The sequence below is a fragment of the Rhodoferax sp. RT5P35 genome (assembly GCF_056521385.1).
Window position 1 is genome coordinate 1 of the sequence record NZ_JBWMAX010000023.1, and the last position, 18424, is coordinate 18424.

Annotated in this window: 14 protein-coding genes and 2 tRNA genes; all 16 read right to left on the reverse strand. The window is 56.0% G+C overall.

Going from position 1 to position 18424, the window contains the following annotated elements; genetic code table 11:
* Positions 1-226: 226 nt before the first annotated feature.
* Positions 227-302, reverse strand: a tRNA-Phe gene (locus tag AC097L_RS22935).
* Positions 303-325: 23 nt separating this feature from the next.
* Positions 326-1009, reverse strand: a complete 684-nt coding sequence (locus AC097L_RS22940; protein ID WP_479589063.1) for a response regulator — start codon at positions 1007-1009, stop codon at positions 326-328.
* 47 nt (positions 1010-1056) lie between these two features.
* Complete coding sequence (locus AC097L_RS22945) at positions 1057-3246, reverse strand: sensor histidine kinase (protein WP_479589072.1); 2190 nt, start codon at positions 3244-3246, stop codon at positions 1057-1059.
* A gap of 95 nt (positions 3247-3341) precedes the next feature.
* The gene (locus AC097L_RS22950) at positions 3342-3974 is read right to left on the reverse strand and encodes a DUF4390 domain-containing protein (RefSeq protein ID WP_479589064.1); all 633 of its coding nucleotides are present in this window, start codon (positions 3972-3974) and stop codon (positions 3342-3344) included.
* On the reverse strand, positions 3934-5289 hold the full coding sequence (gene rsmB, locus AC097L_RS22955; protein ID WP_479589065.1) for a 16S rRNA (cytosine(967)-C(5))-methyltransferase RsmB: 1356 nt from the start codon (positions 5287-5289) through the stop codon (positions 3934-3936). Before rsmB ends, AC097L_RS22950 begins: the two co-directional genes overlap by 41 nt.
* 4 nt (positions 5290-5293) lie before the next feature.
* Positions 5294-5854, reverse strand: a complete 561-nt coding sequence (locus AC097L_RS22960; RefSeq protein WP_479589066.1) for a LemA family protein — start codon at positions 5852-5854, stop codon at positions 5294-5296.
* A 135-nt stretch (positions 5855-5989) separates the two neighbouring features.
* On the reverse strand, positions 5990-10213 hold the full coding sequence (gene rpoC, locus AC097L_RS22965) for a DNA-directed RNA polymerase subunit beta' (RefSeq protein ID WP_479589067.1): 4224 nt from the start codon (positions 10211-10213) through the stop codon (positions 5990-5992).
* A gap of 26 nt (positions 10214-10239) precedes the next feature.
* Positions 10240-14352, reverse strand: coding sequence for a DNA-directed RNA polymerase subunit beta (gene rpoB / locus AC097L_RS22970; RefSeq protein ID WP_479589068.1), 4113 nt, complete (start codon positions 14350-14352; stop codon positions 10240-10242).
* A gap of 267 nt (positions 14353-14619) precedes the next feature.
* Positions 14620-14991, reverse strand: a complete 372-nt coding sequence (gene rplL, locus AC097L_RS22975; RefSeq protein WP_295960165.1) for a 50S ribosomal protein L7/L12 — start codon at positions 14989-14991, stop codon at positions 14620-14622.
* Positions 14992-15084: 93 nt separating this feature from the next.
* Positions 15085-15633, reverse strand: coding sequence for a 50S ribosomal protein L10 (rplJ, locus tag AC097L_RS22980; RefSeq protein ID WP_479589069.1), 549 nt, complete (start codon positions 15631-15633; stop codon positions 15085-15087).
* 236 nt (positions 15634-15869) lie between these two features.
* On the reverse strand, positions 15870-16565 hold the full coding sequence (gene rplA / locus AC097L_RS22985; protein ID WP_479589070.1) for a 50S ribosomal protein L1: 696 nt from the start codon (positions 16563-16565) through the stop codon (positions 15870-15872).
* Complete coding sequence (gene rplK / locus AC097L_RS22990) at positions 16566-16997, reverse strand: 50S ribosomal protein L11 (protein WP_315228776.1); 432 nt, start codon at positions 16995-16997, stop codon at positions 16566-16568.
* Between the two features lie 148 nt (positions 16998-17145).
* Positions 17146-17733 carry a transcription termination/antitermination protein NusG gene (nusG, locus tag AC097L_RS22995; RefSeq protein ID WP_295960174.1) on the reverse strand — a complete coding sequence of 196 codons (588 nt, stop codon included), beginning with the start codon at positions 17731-17733 and terminating at the stop codon, positions 17146-17148.
* Entirely contained in the window at positions 17733-18116 is a 384-nt protein-coding gene (gene secE / locus AC097L_RS23000; protein WP_479589071.1) for a preprotein translocase subunit SecE, read from the reverse strand. The genes nusG and secE overlap by 1 nt, the downstream gene beginning before the upstream one ends.
* Positions 18117-18225: 109 nt before the next feature.
* A tRNA-Trp gene (locus tag AC097L_RS23005) sits at positions 18226-18301 on the reverse strand.
* Between the two features lie 6 nt (positions 18302-18307).
* A partial coding sequence (locus AC097L_RS23010; protein WP_479584941.1) for an EF-Tu C-terminal domain-related protein occupies positions 18308-18424 on the reverse strand: 117 nt, incomplete at its 5' end.

An 18424-nucleotide genomic window follows, 5' to 3' on the forward strand; every position in this document is an offset into this window, starting at 1 on the left:
GTTGTATCTCTGGAAATCTCTGAATCTTTAAGCATGGTGTGCACGATCTGTTGCGTGCACACGATCTTGCGAGTGGAAAGGGCTCAGTTCAAGATGGGTTCGCCGGACGCTTACGGACGACCGGATTTCGATGGAGTGACTCGGACATCTTTGGACAACAAAAAAGCCCTAACGCATTGCTACGTAAGGGCTTTTGGACATCCTTGGATTCCCGTGGATGTAGATCTGGTGGCCCGGGGCGGAATCGAACCACCGACACAAGGATTTTCAATCCTCTGCTCTACCGACTGAGCTACCAGGCCAAGAATTCGATTATATACCGAAATCAAACCCGTTTTCCACGGACAAGATCGACTCCTAGTTGTTTTAATTTGCGATAAAGATGAGTGCGCTCCAAACCGGTTTGTTCTGCAACACGCGTCATAGAGCCACCTTCTTGGGCGAGATGAAATTCAAAGTAGGCTTTTTCAAAACCATCGCGTGCTTCTCTTAGCGGTTTGTCCAAATCAAATGTTTGTTGAGACTGCGGGCCTAGGTGGTTAGTAGTAGATAGAACTCCAGGAATGCTACTCGCTAGTTCCATAGAGACGACAAGGCTGTCTGTATGGGTTGGCAAGGTCGGTACAGGAACCGCTTTGCGCGTCACATTGCGTGTCAGTGCCTGCTCCACTGCTTTGAGCAGCTTTTGCAGAGTGATCGGTTTTTCCAAAAATGAGTAGGCTCCTATACGCGTGGCTTCTACGGCAGTGTCGATGGTGGCGTGGCCACTCATCATAATGACTGGCATGGTGAGTGCGCCGGTGGCGGCCCACTCTTTGAGAAGCGAAACCCCGTCGGTGTCCGGCATCCAAATATCTAGCAATACCAAGTCCGGACGTGATTGCTGCCGCGCGATACGGGCCTCCGCCGCGTTTTCTGCAAGTTCGACGTTGTGCCCCTCATCGTTCAAAATTTCAGAAAGCAGGTCGCGGATACCCAGTTCATCGTCAACTACAAGAATGTTTGCCATGATTGAAGCGCGCGTCCCCGGGTGAAAATACAGCGGTAGGGCTGTTGTTAAGTTGCCACTTTAGGGTGGATGGCGAATGATAACGATACTTGCGCCCCTTCCGCCACACCACTTACGATGCGGTTAGATAAGTCGATGCGTGCACCATGTTCATCGGCTATTTTTTTGACGACGGCCAGCCCCAACCCCGTGCCACGACTCTTAGTGGTCACATAGGGCTCAAAGGCGCGTTTGAGTATGTGTTCTGGGAAGCCCGTGCCTTGGTCTAAAACTACCAGGCGGACCCGTTGGGTCGCTGTCGCCCACTGTGTGCGCAGGATGACGCTAGGGGGTACCCCAGGCTTGCGCGCTGCTTCTGTGGCATCCTGCGCGTTTTGCAGCAGGTTATGGATGACTTGGCGTAGTTGCTCTGCATCGCCCAGAATCATCGGGCATCTACCCTCAAGCTGCGCGACGACATCGACGGTTGCTGTGTCGTGCTCATAAAGCTGCAGCACGTCCTGCACCAATAGATTAAGGTCCAGTGGTTTTAGGTCGGCGGCCGGAAGGCGGGCATAGTCGCGGAACTCGTTGACCAAGCGCTTCAAGGCATCAACCTGGTCCACGATGGTTTTGACCGATTTTTTAAGCAGTGCTTGCTCGGGCTCACCAACCTTGCTCAAAAGCTTCATCTCCAGACGCTCGGCGGACAGTTGAATGGGGGTCAGTGGATTCTTGATTTCATGGGCCAGGCGGCGCGCCACTTCACCCCAGGCCTGAGCCCGCTGCGCAGACACGATTTCAGAAATATCATCAAAGACTAATAACCGATTGCTGCCTGGTAGTTCTGCGCCTCTAGCTACTAAAGTAATAGCATCTTGTGAAAATGGCGATTGCGTAGCGTTAAGTTCAAAGGATTGCTGCCAATGGTCGAGTCCATGATGGATCTGCTCACTTAAAAACGCTGAAAATTGCGCGTGCACGCCCTGGGCAAAATCGGCCATGCCTTCAACGTGCGCCAGCGGCTGGCCTTCCAAAGCTGCCAGGGGCACCCGCAATATGCGGGTGGCACCAGGATTGCTGGATTGGATGGTGCCTGCCGCGTCCAGCACGATGACACCGGAGGTGAGGTTGTCCAAAATCGTCTGCAGGTTGGCGCGGGCGGCGCTGACCTGCGACATACTCTGGTCGACGGCCGAGCGGGCATCGGATAGCTGTTGGGTCATGTCCGCAAATGAGCGGGTCAGGCCTCCCAACTCGTCACGGCCTTGCCACACGGCTTTAGGCGTCAAATCACCGGCTGCCACCTGGCGCACGCCTTCGGCTAAAAGCAGCAAAGGGCGGGCGAGCTGGTTACCCAGCAGCACTGCCAGCAGCACGGCACCAAACACCGCCAGAAACAGGCTCAAAGTCAGCGTGCCGATATACATGCGCTTCAGACCGGTACGGGCAAGTGCCCGTTCCTGGTATTCGCGGTTGGCGGTTTGTACCGCCATGGCATTGGCTACAAGGGGCGGAGGAAGGCTTTGTACGATTTGTAAAAACCGTGGTTCTGCCAGCAAACCGACCCCTTTGCTGGATACCAGGGCGAGGGCTTTGATGTGGGCTGCGGGTGGTTCTGTCCCGAGGGCTGGCGCTACATCGTCCAGTCCTTCAATGGCCGCTACCGCCCTTTGGGCGCGTACGTTGCGTAGCTGCTGCGGGCTGGGGCGTTCGGGGTTGAGCAGAAAGCGCGATTGGCCCACACTGGCTATCAGTTGCCCGCCTGCGCTCCACAGCATCACATCGCTCACATCCAACTGGTCGCGGATGTGTTCCAGCGTGAGTCCGGCAGCCGCATCTGGGACGCCAGACAGCTGCCCGCTGGCGTTACGGGCTTTATCGGCCAAATCGTTAGCCAGGATGTCGAGGGTGGCACGCCCCAGGTTCACGCCCGCATCCAGGGCCGTTTCAACTTTTACATCGAACCAGCTTTCGATCGAGCGGGAGACAAATTGGTACGACACCACATAAATAAGCAAACCCGGCATCAGGCCCACCAGCGCAAAAATGGTGGCCAATTTCACCAACAAACGGCTACCAAATTTGCCGCGCCGCAGGCGAATCCAAAGCCGAATCGCCATCCAGGTGATGACCGCCAAAAGCACCCCGGCTACCACCACGTTCACCGCAAACAGGCGCGCATAGTTGCGCTCGTACATTTCCCGGTTGTTGGTGGACTGGGTAAGTAGCAGCAGCAGAATCAGACCCAGGGCCATGACTACCACCGCACCCACCACCCAGGCCCAGCGCAAGGCGCGTGGATTGCTCAGGGTGCGGTATGTGGATACCGGTGCATCGGCAGACGATGGGGTCACTTGGTCGCGTCCGGTGTAAGGCGCAGGTTACGGCTGCCAGACAGGCTCCAGTCGGACTGGCCCATGGTACCGATCTGGAAAGGTCGGGGAAGCTGCGACACATCGAGGCGGAAGCTGAATTCAGCATGCGTTTTGCCGTCAAAGTCGATGTCGGCGGTATCCGCGATACGCCAGCGCGAAAAGCGCTGCATATTGGCCAGAGCATCAGCGAGCGATTCAAAGTTCTGGTTCAGCACCACGCCTAGGCCGCTATTGCCCATAGCGGTAGGCCCTACATTCAAACGCCAGCGCCGGGTCAGTGGCTGGTAGGCCAGCCGCATGTAGCGGGCCTGGCTAGCGACCGATTTGTCAGACCAATACCAGCGGTCCCGCAGCACCTCGATCTCTGCCACAAAGAACATTGGAATGCCTTTGTGCAGTGCATCCTCCACTAGGCTGGGAAGTTCAAACTTCAAATTGGCCGAAAAAAATACCCCGGATTCATTGCGTTCGATCTGCATCTGGTTGATTTCTACCAGAGTGCTTTGAGCCCGTGCAAAAGGCAGGTAGCACAGCAGAAGATAGACGCATAAGCGCAGCCAAACCCATTTAGGTCGCATGTTTTTCCAGCAAGGCGTAAAAGAATCCATCGTTGTCACAGATGCGATTGTCCGGGACAGCTTCTGCCAAATCCCATGTACGGGGCTGTAAATGACCGGGAGACGGTAGCAAACGGGCATCGGTGTGGTGTGCAAGAAACGTTTCGATCTGGTCTTGCCCCTCAGCCCGGAATACCGAGCAGGTGCAATAGAGCAAACGTCCGCCGGAACGTACCAGAGGCCAGAGTTGTTGCAAGAGGCTCGCCTGGAGGCGGGCTAGTTGTGCAATATCTGTTTCGCGGCGTAACCAACGCACGTCGGGGTGGCGGCGTACGATGCCTGATGCCGTACACGGCGCATCGAGCAAGATGGCATCGAATTGCCGGCCATCCCACCAGGTAGCGGGCTGGTTGGCATCGGCCACCAGCACCGTGGCTTGCAGGCCCTGGCGCTGCAGGTTGTGCTGGATGCGTTCGCAGCGGATGGGGTCGATATCTAGTGCCGTGACCTCTGCATCAGCCAGTTCGAGCAGGTGGACTGTTTTGCCGCCGGGGGCGGCACAGGCATCCAGGATGCGCATCGGTTGTGCCGTGTCCATGCCGGCCAGTAACAGCGGTGCCGCCATTTGGGCAGCCGCATCCTGGACGGACACCGCCCCATCTGCAAAGCCGGGGATTTCCTGTACAGGCCGAGCCCTTGCCAGAGCTACACCCGAGTCACCCACTAAAAATGCTTCTATATTTATAGCGGATAGCGTAGATAGAATATGCGCAGGAGTCGTTTTTCGTGCATTAACGCGCAAGGTCATGGGAGCATGCTGATTGTTCGCATGCAAGATGCTTTTCCAGTGTTGCGGCTGTTCGTTTTTCAGCCGCTGTATCCACCACCGGGGGTGGTTCCACACGGCGACTGGGTCACGGTCGGTTGCGCTGACCAGCGCGTCGCGTTCCCGCAAAAAACGGCGCAGGCAGGCGTTGATAAAGCTGGCTTGAGCCTTCGCCGAGCCCCGGTTAGCGGCTTCGACGGTTTGGTCTACCAGGGTAAATGCCTCATAGGGTGCATCGGCCTCTTGCCAGACCAGGGCCAGCGCGGTGCACAGCAAGGCATCGGCCGCATGGGGTGGCGGGCGCTTGGCCAACTGCGCACGCAAGGCTTCTGCGCGGCCGAGGTTGCGCAGGCTGTGAAATACCAGCGATTGCACGCCGGGGCGCAGCGGGCTATCCACCGCGGCCAATGCCGGTGTGGCGGAGGTCCCGTTGCGGATGGCGTGCAAGACTTCCGCTGTGGCCAGCAGTTGTCGCCACAGCGGAATCTGCACAGCCTGCCCGGTGTGTGGGAGGTGCTCTGGAGCGTTGGAACGGGTCATATGGTCAAGAATATTTAGGGAGTGAGGTTGCGGAGTGAAAACCGAACAGCCAGGCGATCAGCATCGCAGGGAATTGCGTGATGGCGGTGTTGTAGCTTTGGACCGCTTGTGCAAAGCCATAGGCAGCAAGGTTGATCTGCTGGCGGTCATCGCTCCATTGGGTGCGCAAGGTTTCGGGCAAAGGCCCGCCTAAAGCATTAAGACTATCAGAGAAGGCCATTGCCCAAACCTGTTGTACGACTGTGTCGGCAGCCGCCAGGGCATCGATAGCTGCACCGTCTAAAGACCGCGTACGCGCCACCGCCAATGAGGCAGCAAACTCGACCTGCGCCCCGAGTAGGCTTGCCCATGCCCGTGCAGATGCTTGCGGGCTGGGATCGGCAGGGTTGTATGTGTTGAAGGGGCAGGCTTGTACGGTGTCGGCACAACGCTGCATCTGCACGGCCATGTCCGCAAAGCTGCGCACAGCACGGGACCGCAGCCGCACCAGCCGGTTGTAGGCCCCCACCGACCAAAACAGCAATACAGCAGACAAGCTCCACCAAATAACAGATTCGGAGATCACAGGTAGTCTTGTAGAAGGCGCCTTGGGGCCATGGCATACACATAAAAAAACACCCCAAATCCACCAGCGATGGATTTGGGGTGCCTGTGTCACTAGGGGTCTCAGTGTGACATTACGCGGAACACGCGGCCTGCGTTATTCGTGGGCCGAACCTTCATTGGCTTCCGACAGCGCCGTAGCTTCCTGCGCATCTGCCAGCTCCGCAGCTTCGGATTCGGCAATGGCGCGGCGCTCGGCATCGTCCATCAAGTCCTTGGCCAGGCGGGCCTGGTGGTAGGCCATACCGGTACCGGCAGGGATCAGACGGCCAACGATCACGTTTTCCTTCAGACCACGCAACTCGTCGCGCTTGCCCATGATGGCGGCTTCGGTCAACACACGCGTGGTTTCCTGGAAGGACGCGGCGGAGATGAACGAGTCGGTAGACAGCGATGCCTTGGTAATACCCAGCAGCAGGTTAGTGAATACAGCAGGGATCTTGCCTTCAGCGCGCAGAGCGTCGTTGGTGTCGAGCATCTCGCTGCGTTCGACCTGTTCGCCATTGATGTAACCGGAGTCACCCGCGTTCTCCACCACTACCCGGCGCAGCATCTGGCGCACGATCACTTCAATGTGCTTGTCATTGATCTTCACGCCTTGCAAGCGGTACACGTCCTGGACTTCGTCCACGATGTAGCGTGCCAGCTCTTCCATGCCCAGCAAGCGCAAGATGTCTTGTGGGTCGGCAGGGCCGTCCACAATATTTTCGCCCTTGTTGACCACTTGACCTTCGTGCACCAGGATGCTCTTTTCCTTGGGAATCAGTTCGTCCCACACCGTACCTTCTGGATCGGTGATCTGCAGGCGAACCTTGCCCTTGGTTTCCTTACCGAACGACACGGTACCGGTCATTTCGGCCAGCATGCCCTTGTCTTTCGGCGTACGGGCTTCAAACAGCTCGGCTACACGCGGCAAACCGCCGGTAATGTCACGCGTCTTCTGGCCTTCGATCGGGATACGGGCCAGCACTTCGCCGCGGCCTACGTCCTGGCCGTCGCGCACCTGGATCAGTGCACCGATAGGGAAGCCAATGGTTACCGAGTGGTCGGTACCGGTGATCTTCACTTCGTTGCCGTTCGCGTCGATCAGCTTGACCTGCGGACGGATCACTTTGGCTGCGCCACGGCGCTTCGGATCGATAACCACCATGGTGGACAAGCCCGTGACTTCGTCCACTTGGCGGGCAACCGTCAGGCCTTCTTCCACATTCTCGAATTTGCTCAACCCCGCAAACTCGGTAATGATGGGACGGGTCAGCGGATCCCAGTTCGCCAGGATCGTGCCAGCCTTGACCACTTGGTCGGCCGTCACCGCTAGGATCGCACCGTAAGGTACCTTGTGGCGTTCACGTTCGCGGCCATGCTCTGTGATGACGATTTCACCCGAACGGGCAATGACAACCAACTCGTTTTTGCTATTGGATACATAGCGCATCGTGGCGTTGAAGCCGATCGTGCCGTTGGACTTGGCTTCCACGCTGGAGGCGATGGCGGCACGGGATGCCGCACCACCGATGTGGAAAGTCCGCATGGTCAGCTGCGTACCGGGTTCGCCGATGGACTGGGCTGCAATCACACCCACAGCCTCGCCACCATTGATCAAACCACCACGGCCCAGATCGCGGCCATAGCACTTGGCACAGATGCCGAAGCGGGTGGCGCAGGTCAGTGCCGTACGCACCTTGACTTCGTCCACACCGGCGACTTCCAGGATGTCGATGGCATCTTCGTCCAGCATGGCACCGGCGATGGCCAGCACCGAGCGGTCTTCGGGGTGCAGCACATCTTCGGCGGCGGTACGACCCAGAATGCGGTCGCGCAGCGATTCGATGACTTCACCGCCTTCGACAATGGCGCGCATCAGGTAACCATTGGCTGTGCCGCAGTCTTGCTCGGTCACAACCAAATCTTGCGTCACGTCCACCAGACGGCGGGTCAGATAACCAGAGTTGGCGGTCTTCAGTGCCGTATCCGCGAGACCCTTACGGGCACCGTGGGTGGAAATGAAGTACTCCAACACGTTCAGACCTTCGCGGAAGTTGGCGGTAATCGGTGTCTCGATGATCGAGCCGTCCGGCTTGGCCATCAGACCCCGCATACCCGCGACCTGGCGAATCTGCGCTGCAGAACCGCGGGCGCCGGAGTCAGCCATCATGTAGATGGAGTTGAAAGACTCTTGCTCGACTTCCTTGCCATGGCGGTCGATGGTTTTCTCTTTTGAGAGCTGGGCCATCATCACCTTGGAGACTTCGTCACCCGCCTTACCCCAGATGTCCACCACCTTGTTGTAACGCTCGCCAGAAGTCACTAGACCGGAAACGTATTGGTTGCCGATTTCTTTGACTTCCTTTTCAGCGCGGGCAATGATGCCGTGCTTTTCTTGCGGTACCAGCATGTCGTCGATACAGATCGAGATACCGGCCTTGGTCGCCAGACGGAAACCGTTTTGCAACAGCTTGTCGGCAAACACCACCGTCTCTTTCAAACCGCACTTGCGGAACGAGACGTTGATCAGCTTGGAAATCTCTTTCTTCTTCAACGCCTTGTTGATGTTGGAGAAAGGCAGACCCTTAGGCAAGATCTCCGACAACAGCGCACGGCCTGCAGTGGTTTCCCATAGCTTGGTCGAAGGCACAAATTCGCCCGTCTCTTTGTCTTTGGTGTACTCGGTCAGGCGGACATTAATGCGGGCGGTCAACTCGACCTCACCTGCGTCAAATGCGCGCTGTACTTCACCGGTGTCGGCAAAAATCAGACCTTCACCCTTGCCGTTGATACGGTCGCGGGTCGTGTAGTACAGACCGAGCACCACGTCTTGCGACGGCACGATCGAGGGTTCGCCATTGGCTGGGAACAAAATATTGTTCGATGCCAGCATCAAGGTGCGGGCTTCCATCTGCGCTTCGACCGACAGAGGTACGTGTACCGCCATTTGGTCACCGTCAAAGTCGGCATTGAATGCCGAGCAGACGAGTGGGTGCAACTGGATGGCCTTACCTTCAATCAGAATGGGCTCAAACGCCTGGATGCCCAAACGGTGCAGCGTAGGCGCACGGTTCAGCATCACGGGGTGCTCTTTGATCACCTCTTCCAGGATGTCCCACACGACGGGCGTGCCGGACTCAACTTCTTTTTTCGCCGCCTTGATGGTGGTGGCGATGCCCATGGCTTCCAGGCGCGAGAAGATAAACGGCTTGAACAGTTCCAACGCCATCAGTTTGGGCAGACCGCACTGGTGCAGCTTGAGCGTTGGGCCCACCACAATGACCGAACGACCAGAGTAATCGACGCGCTTGCCCAGCAAGTTCTGGCGGAAACGACCGCTCTTGCCCTTGATCATGTCGGCCAAAGACTTAAGTGCCCGCTTGTTGGCACCGGTCATCGCTTTGCCGCGGCGACCGTTGTCCAGCAACGAATCGACAGCTTCTTGCAGCATGCGTTTTTCGTTGCGGGCAATGATCTCTGGAGCCTTCAACTCCAGCAAACGGCGCAGACGGCTGTTGCGGTTAATGACGCGGCGGTACAGGTCGTTCAGATCCGAGGTGGCAAAGCGGCCACCGTCCAGTGGCACCAGCGGACGCAGGTCCGGTGGCAGCACGGGCAGTACGTTCAGCACCATCCATTCAGGCTTGATCCCCGACTTCTTGAACGCTTCCAAGAGTTTCAGGCGCTTGGAGTTCTTCTTGATCTTGACCTCGGAACCGGTCAGATCACCGCGCAGGCGCTCAATCGACGCGTCGATTTCGATGGCTTCCAGCAGGTCTTTGATACCTTCCGCGCCCATCTTGGCCACGAATTCATCGCCGTATTCTTTGGTCTTGGCATCAAAGTCGTCTTCCGACATGATCGCGAATTTCTTCAGCGGGGTCATGCCGGGGTCGGTGACCACATAAGCTTCGAAATACAGCACGCGTTCGATGTCGCGCAACGTCATGTCGAGCACCAAGCCCAGACGCGATGGCAGCGATTTCAGGAACCAGATGTGGGCGCAAGGTGCGGCCAGATCGATGTGGCCCATGCGTTCGCGGCGCACCTTGGTCTGTGTGACTTCAACGCCGCACTTTTCGCAGATGACGCCGCGGTGCTTCAGGCGCTTGTACTTGCCACACAGGCATTCGTAGTCTTTGATGGGGCCAAAGATTTTGGCGCAAAACAGGCCATCACGCTCGGGCTTGAAGGTGCGGTAGTTGATGGTTTCTGGCTTCTTCACTTCGCCGAACGACCACGACCGAATTTTCTCGGGGGAGGCCATGCCGATCCGAATCGCATCGAAATGCGAATCGGGCGTGAACTGCTTGAACAGGTCGAGTAATGATTTCATGTGTTAAATCCTTTTCTTGTCCGCAATTAGCTACGCTCGAGCTCGATGTCCAGGCCCAAGGAACGGATTTCCTTGACCAGCACGTTGAACGATTCGGGCATGCCCGCTTCGATAGCGTGCTCGCCCTTGACAATGCTTTCGTACACCTTGGTACGTCCCACCACGTCATCTGATTTGACGGTCAGCATTTCCTGCAGCGTGTACGAAGCGCCATAGGCTTCGAGTGCCCACACTTCCATTTCACCGAAACGCTGTCCACCGAACTGTGCTTTACCGCCAAGTGGCTGCTGGGTCACCAAGCTGTAAGGACCGGTAGAGCGGGCATGCATCTTGTCGTCCACCAAATGGTGCAGCTTCAAGAAGTGCATATAGCCAATGGTGGTTGGACGTTCGAAGGGCTCGCCGGAGCGGCCATCAAACAAATGGGCTTGGGTACGCGTTGCGTTCAATCCCTTGTGCTTGGCGATGTTGTCGGGGTAAGCCAGTTGGAGCATGCCCCGGATCTCTTCTTCCGAAGCACCGTCAAACACCGGCGTTGCAAAAGTGACCCCTTGGGCCATATTGGCGGCCATGTTGAACACTTCGTCGTCGCTGAGCTGGCTCAGATCTTCCTTGCGGCCTGAGCCGTTGTAGAAAGAGTCCATGAAGCTGCGAACTTCGGCCACTTTGGCTTCGGCTTGCAGCATGTCGCCAATGCGTTGGCCGATACCCTTGGCGGCCCAGCCCAAGTGGACTTCCAGCACCTGACCGACGTTCATCCGCGAAGGCACGCCCAGTGGGTTCAAGCAGATGTCACATGGAGTGCCATCAGCCATGTAAGGCATGTCTTCGACCGGGACGATCTTGGAGACCACACCCTTGTTACCGTGGCGACCCGCCATCTTGTCACCAGGTTGCAGGCGGCGTTTGACGGCCAAGTACACCTTGACCATTTTCAGCACGCCTGCTGGCAACTCATCGCCTTGCGTCAGCTTCTTGCGCTTTTCTTCAAAAGCCAGGTCGAAGCTGTGGCGGGTCTGTTCCAGCGAGTTTTTGATGGATTCCAGTTGCGTGGCGACTTCGTCATCGGCAGGACGGATGTCAAACCAGTGGAATTTCTCCACTGACGACAGGTAGGCCTTGTCGAGCTTGGTACCCTTGGCCAGCTTTTGGGGGCCGCCATTGGCAACCTTGCCGGTCAGCAGCTTCTCGATACGGTCAAACGCATCGGCTTCCACAATACGCAACTGGTCATTCAGGTCCAGGCGGAAACGCTTGAGCTCATCGTCAATGATCTGCTGGGCACGCTTGTCACGCACGATACCTTCGCGGGTGAACACCTGCACATCGATCACAGTGCCTTGCGAGCCCTGGTCTACGCGCAGCGACGTGTCTTTCACATCGCTGGCTTTTTCACCAAAGATGGCGCGCAGCAGTTTCTCTTCTGGCGTCAACGTGGTTTCACCCTTGGGTGTGACCTTGCCCACCAGCGTATCGCCGGGTTGCACTTCAGCACCCACGTAAATGATGCCCGACTCGTCGAGGCGGTTCAGTTGCTGTTCGCTCAGATTCGGAATATCGCGGGTAATTTCTTCAGCACCCAGCTTCGTGTCGCGAGCCATCACCACCAGTTCCTCGATGTGGATCGAGGTGTAGCGGTCATCGGCCACCACGCGTTCGGAGATCAAGATTGAATCTTCGAAGTTGTAGCCATTCCACGGCATGAAAGCGATGAGCATGTTCTGCCCGATCGCAATTTCACCGAAATCGGTGGAGGCACCGTCGGCAATCACATCACCCTTGGCCAAACGATCGCCTTTTTTGACGATAGGACGCTGGTGAATGTTGGTGTTTTGGTTGGAGCGCTGGTACTTGATCAGGTTGTAGATGTCCACGCCGACTTCACCAGCGGCCGCTTCCGCGTCATTGACACGGATAACGATACGGGTTGCATCGACATAGTCCACCAAGCCACCACGGGTGGCGGTCACGACGGTGCCGGAGTCCACTGCGGCCACGCGTTCGATACCGGTCCCCACCAATGGTTTTTCTGGACGCAGCACCGGCACGGCCTGGCGTGACATGTTGGCACCCATCAAGGCGCGGTTTGCGTCATCGTGTTCCAAGAAGGGCACGAGTGAGGCGGCCACAGAAACGATCTGGGCGGGCGAGACGTCCATGTACTGGACGCGTTCGGCACCGACCAAAATGGATTCGCCTTTTTCACGGGCCGACACCAGATCGCCAGAGAGTTTGCCTTCCTTGTCTAAGGCTGCATTGGCCTGGGCAATGACGTACTTACCTTCTTCGATGGCCGACAGGTAGTCAATCTCTTTGGTGACCTTGCTGTCAACCACCCGGCGGTACGGTGTTTCGATAAAACCGTATTCGTTCAGGCGGGCATACAGGGCCAAGGAATTGATCAGTCCGATGTTAGGACCTTCCGGCGTTTCGATCGGGCACACGCGACCGTAATGGGTGACGTGCACGTCACGCACTTCAAAGCCTGCGCGCTCCCGGGTCAACCCCCCCGGGCCAAGGGCCGATACGCGGCGCTTGTGGGTGATTTCAGCCAGTGGATTGGTCTGGTCCATAAACTGCGACAGCTGCGATGCACCGAAGAACTCTTTGAGCGCAGCGGAGATCGGCTTGCTGTTGATCAGGTCATGCGGCATGAGCGGCTCTTGCTCGGCTTGGCCCAAACGTTCTTTGACGGCCTTTTCAATCCGAGCCAAACCGGCGCGGTATTGGTTTTCAGCCAGTTCACCAACGCAACGAACGCGGCGGTTACCCAGATGGTCGATGTCATCGACTTCACCACGGCCATTGCGGAGATCGACCAGGATCTTGACGACGGACAAAATGTCTTCGTTGGTCAGCACCATAGGGCCGGTGGATTCGTTGCGGCCCATCTTGGCGTTGAACTTCATCCGGCCCACGCGCGACAGATCGTACGTATCCGGGTTGTAAAACAGGCGTTGGAAAAGCGCCTGCACGGCGTCTTCTGTCGGTGGCTCGCCTGGGCGCATCATGCGGTAAATGGCCACACGCGCAGCGAACTCATCCACGGTTTCGTCGCTACGCAGGGTTTGCGAAATGTACGCGCCCTGGTCCAGCTCATTGGTGTAGATGCACTGCAAGTCCTGTACACCTGCGGTACGCAGTTTCTTGAGCAGCAGTTCCGTCAACTCTTCGTTGGCCTTCGCAATGATTTCGCCGGTATCGCTGTCGACGATATTCTTCGCGACAACACGGCCCACGAGAAAGTCTTCTGGAACGCTAATGTGTGTGGTGCCGGACTGTTCGAGATCACGGGTATGGCGAGCGGTAATCCGCTTGTCTTTGGCGACTGCGACTTTGCCGGTTTTGTCCGTGATATCGAAACGTGCGACTTCGCCACGCAGGCGCTCGGCCACAAATTCCATTTGTGCGCCGCTGTCCATCAGACGGAAATTGTCGTTAACGAAGAAGTTCGCCAAAATGGATTCTGGTGTCAGTCCAATGGCCTTGAGCAAGATGGTGACGGGCATTTTGCGCCGACGGTCCACCCGGAAATACAGCACATCTTTGGGGTCAAACTCGAAGTCGAGCCAGGAACCACGGTAAGGAATCACGCGCGCAGAGAAGAGTAACTTGCCCGAGCTATGGGTTTTGCCCTTGTCGTGTTCGAAAAATACGCCAGGAGAGCGGTGCAATTGCGAAACGATCACGCGCTCAGTGCCGTTGATGATGAAAGAGCCTTTTTCCGTCATGAGCGGTACTTCGCCCATATAGACTTCTTGCTCTTTCACTTCCTTGACAACTTTGGACTGAGATGTCGAAGACTCTCGGTCGTAAATGATGAGCTGGACCTTGGCCCGCACGGCGGAGGCAAATGTCAGGCCCCGAGTCTGGCATTCGCGTACATCAAAAGCAGGCTTGGCAAGGTTGTACTCCACGTACTTCATCTCGACAAAACCATTGTGCGAAACGATGGGGAAGGCCGCATCAAATGCGGCTTGCAAACCCTCTACCGTGCGCTTTTGAGGCGCGAGATCTGCTTGCAAAAATGCGGTGTACGCATCTTTTTGCATTTGCAATAGGTAGGGGACTTCGAGCACGCTGTCGCGGCTGCCAAAATTTTTACGAATGCGTTTGCGTTCGGTGTACGTATAAGCCATGAGATCTCCGGGGGCAAGGACTTGGGAGTCCTGGGGGGGCCTGTCAACTGTCGTGTTGCACACCATGCGCAACGAACTTGGCGGTTGGCCACTACCAACCATGGCGGACGATTGCGCATTGCACGCAATCCGAACCAAGGCATCTTCTGCAGTCGGGGCCAGAAGACACTGAAAAACAGATTTCTAAACCTGCTTTTCAGTGCTCTCTTACAAGCACGAAAGGCTGGGAGCTCCTGTAGGAGCACCCAGCCCTCGCTTGCGAATGAATTACTTCAGTTCGACTTTAGCGCCAGCATCTACCAGCTTCTTCATGGCAGCATCAGCGTCCGCCTTAGAGATGCCTTCCTTGACGGCCTTGGGAGCGCCATCCACCAGATCCTTAGCTTCTTTCAAGCCCAGGCCAGTGATTTCGCGAACAGCCTTAATGACCGACACCTTTTGGGCGCCAGCTTCGAGCAGAACGACGTTGAATTCGGTCTTCTCTTCAGCAGCGGCAGCAGGACCAGCAGCGGCGGCAGGGCCAGCCATAGCGGCGGCGCTTACACCAAACTTCTCTTCGATGGCTTTCACCAGATCGTTGAGTTCCAAGACCGTCATGCTGTCAAGCGCGGTCAAAAATGCGTCTTTATCGAATGCCATTTTGATTTCCAGTTTTTTTAGTTGGGGACAGGCTGTGCATGTGCAAGCGGCTGTCCAACAAAGTTTTTGTCAATGCCGTCCGTAACCTGTGGGTTACGCCGGAGCAACCTCGGCAGCCGCTTCTGGGGCCGCTTCGATTGCTGGTTCGGTAGAACCTGCGCCTTTTTGTGTCGCCAACGCTGCCAGCACACGTGCCGTACGCGAAATAGGGGACTGCATCAAGCCCAACAACTGTGCCAACAAAACTTCCTTGGAAGGGATGCTTGCCAGTTGCTTAACGCCGTTCACGTCCAGAACTTTTCCACCGAATGCACCACCGCGAATCACCAACTTGTCGTTGGTCTTCGAGAATTCAGCTACTACTTTGGCAGCAGCTACGGCATCCACAGAAAAGCCATAGATCAGCGGACCGGTCATCTGGTCGGACACGATTTCAAAAGCACTGCCTGCGACAGCACGGCGGGCCAAGGTGTTTTTCAACACGCTTAAGGTCACGCCATTGCTACGCGCTGCTGAGCGCAATTTGGTCATGTCAGCGACCGTGATACCACGGTATTCCGCCATCACGAGCGTTTGAGCTTTAGCGGCGAGGCTGGTCACATCAATAATGACCGCTTCTTTCTCACTGCGATTAAGACTCAAGGTCTACTCCTTAAAATGTGTTGTCCGGCTGATTTCCATTCAACACGCCACTTTGCAGCGACCAACTGTTTCGGGAAACTTATTCCATCTGCAGCGGGATCGCCATCTGCGTTGGTTTTCACTGATTAAGTACAGACAAGCTGCACACCAACGGTCTTGGATGGCTCGCCAAAGTTTTGAGACTCCAGCGACCCACCACGTTGAAGCCTCTTTTATGGAGGCTTCAAATTTTGCGATTACGCTACGATGGTTTGTGTGTCGACGCGAACGCCCACACCCATCGTGCTCGAAACCGCCACTTTGCGTAAATACAAGCCCTTGCTTGACGCTGGCTTGGCCTTGGTCAAAGCATCGATCAACGCAGCCAAATTGCCTTGCAACTTATCGGAGTCAAACGAACGACGGCCGATGGTGCTGTGCACAATACCGGCCTTGTCGACACGGAACTGGACCTGACCTGCTTTTGCGTTCTTGACGGCCGTAGCGACATCTGGTGTAACCGTGCCAACCTTAGGGTTAGGCATCAGGCCGCGTGGGCCCAGAATCTGGCCCAAAGTACCCACAACGCGCATGGCGTCAGGAGCAGCGATCACGATGTCAAAAGGCATATCGCCCGCTTTGATCATTGCGGCCAGGTCGTCCATGCCGACGATGTCGGCACCAGCAGCCTTAGCTTCTTCAGCCTTGGCACCTTGGGCGAACACAGCAACGCGTTTGGTCTTGCCGGTACCGTTAGGCAACACGACAGCGCCACGGACCACTTGGTCAGACTTCTTGGCATCAATGCCGAGTTGCACGGCCACGTCGATGGACTCATCGAACTTGGCATTTGCGCACTCTTTGATGATTACCAAGGCATCAGCCAATGGGTACAGCTTGGTGCTGTCAATCTTGCCGACAAAGGCTTTTTGTTTTTTGGTCAGCTTGGACATTTACACACCCTCCACATTCACACCCATAGACCGGGCGGTGCCAGCGATCGTACGAACAGCGGCATCCAGATCAGCGGCCGTCATGTCTTTCATCTTGGTCTTTGCAATTTCTTCGAGCTGGGCGCGGGTGATCTTGCCGACTTTCGCGCTGTGCGGTGTCGAGGAACCCTTGTCGAGCTTGATGGCTTTCTTGATCAAAACAGTCGCTGGCGGTGTTTTGATAATGAAGGTGAAGCTTTTATCTGCAAATGCAGTGATCACCACTGGCAGTGGCAGACCTGGCTCAACACCTTGGGTCTGCGCATTGAATGCCTTGCAGAACTCCATGATGTTCAAACCACGTTGACCCAGTGCAGGGCCGATGGGGGGGGATGGGTTGGCTTTACCGGCTGGTACTTGCAGCTTAATAAAACCGACGATTTTTTTCGCCATTTTTTACTCCTTGCGGGTCTTAACGCTTTTGTCTACCGAAACTGGCGGACATCTGCTCCCCGGGGTTGCGACTCACTAACAACATCCACGCTGAGTCGAAAAACGTGGAATCCGTTCAATAAGGAAATTAGGTCTTTTATAGAAAGACTTACGTCTTTTCGATCTGGCTGAACTCCAGCTCGACAGGTGTGGCACGGCCGAAAATAGTGACCGAAACACGCACTTTGCTTTTTTCGTAGTTCACTTCTTCTACAGAACCATTGAAGTCGGTAAATGGACCTTCTTTGACCCGGACAAATTCGCCCACCAGGAACTCCACTTTATGGCGCGGCTTGTCCGTGCCTTCTTGCATTTGGCTCACGATTTTCTGCACTTCTGCTTCTGATATCGGGGCTGGGCGATTTTTTGCACCACCGACAAAACCGGTGACTTTATTGGTGTGTTTCACCAAATGCCAGGACTCATCGTCCATCACCATTTCGACAAACACATAGCCAGGGAAAAGACGACGCTCGGTCGTTTTACGCTGGCCATTTTTGATTTCGACAACTTCTTCGGTAGGAACTAGGATGCGGGCAAATTTCTGCTGCATGCCAGATTGAAGAATCCGTTCGGTGATATTGCGCTCGACTGCCTTTTCCATTCCGGAATAAGCATGCACTATGTACCAACGCAAGTCTGGATTTACAGGAGTCGCCGACGGTTCCGCCGCACTCATTTCTACAACATCAGTCATTACTTTTTCCAGCCCAGAATCAAGTCATAAAAAACCCATTCCAGCGTCTTGTCAGTTAGCCAGAGGAACAAGGCCATGAGCACCACAAAGCCGAAGACGTATAAAGTCATTTGTGTTGCTTCTTTGCGCGTAGGCCAAACAACTTTTTTGACTTCACGCCAAGCATCGCGACCAAACGCGACCAGTTGCTTGCCAGGCTCGGAGGACAAAAACACCACGACTGCTGCGGCTACGCCCACAAGCAAGGCCGCCCATTGGGCAATCTGCCCTTGTTTGCTCAGCAGATAAAAGGCGGCTAACGCACCCACCACCAAGACAGCAGACAAACCCAATTTGGCTTTGTCTGCGTTGGTGTTGATCGTCTCAACTTGTGAAGTGACCATTTTTGACGTTTTCCTGCTTCAAATACATGGTGTCTCTTGAGACACAGAAGCCCGTCAGGTCATGACGGGCTTGTTTGGACTAACTATGTGCCACCTTGAAGTTACCAGGTGGCAGGGGCGGAAGGAATCGAACCATCAACCTTCGGTTTTGGAGACCGACGCTCTGCCAATTGAGCTACGCCCCTACAAAATTAAGCAATGATCTTGGCAACCACACCAGCGCCGACGGTCTTGCCGCCTTCGCGGATAGCGAAGCGCAGGCCTTCTTCCATGGCGATGGGGTTGATCAGCTTGACGGTGATCGACAC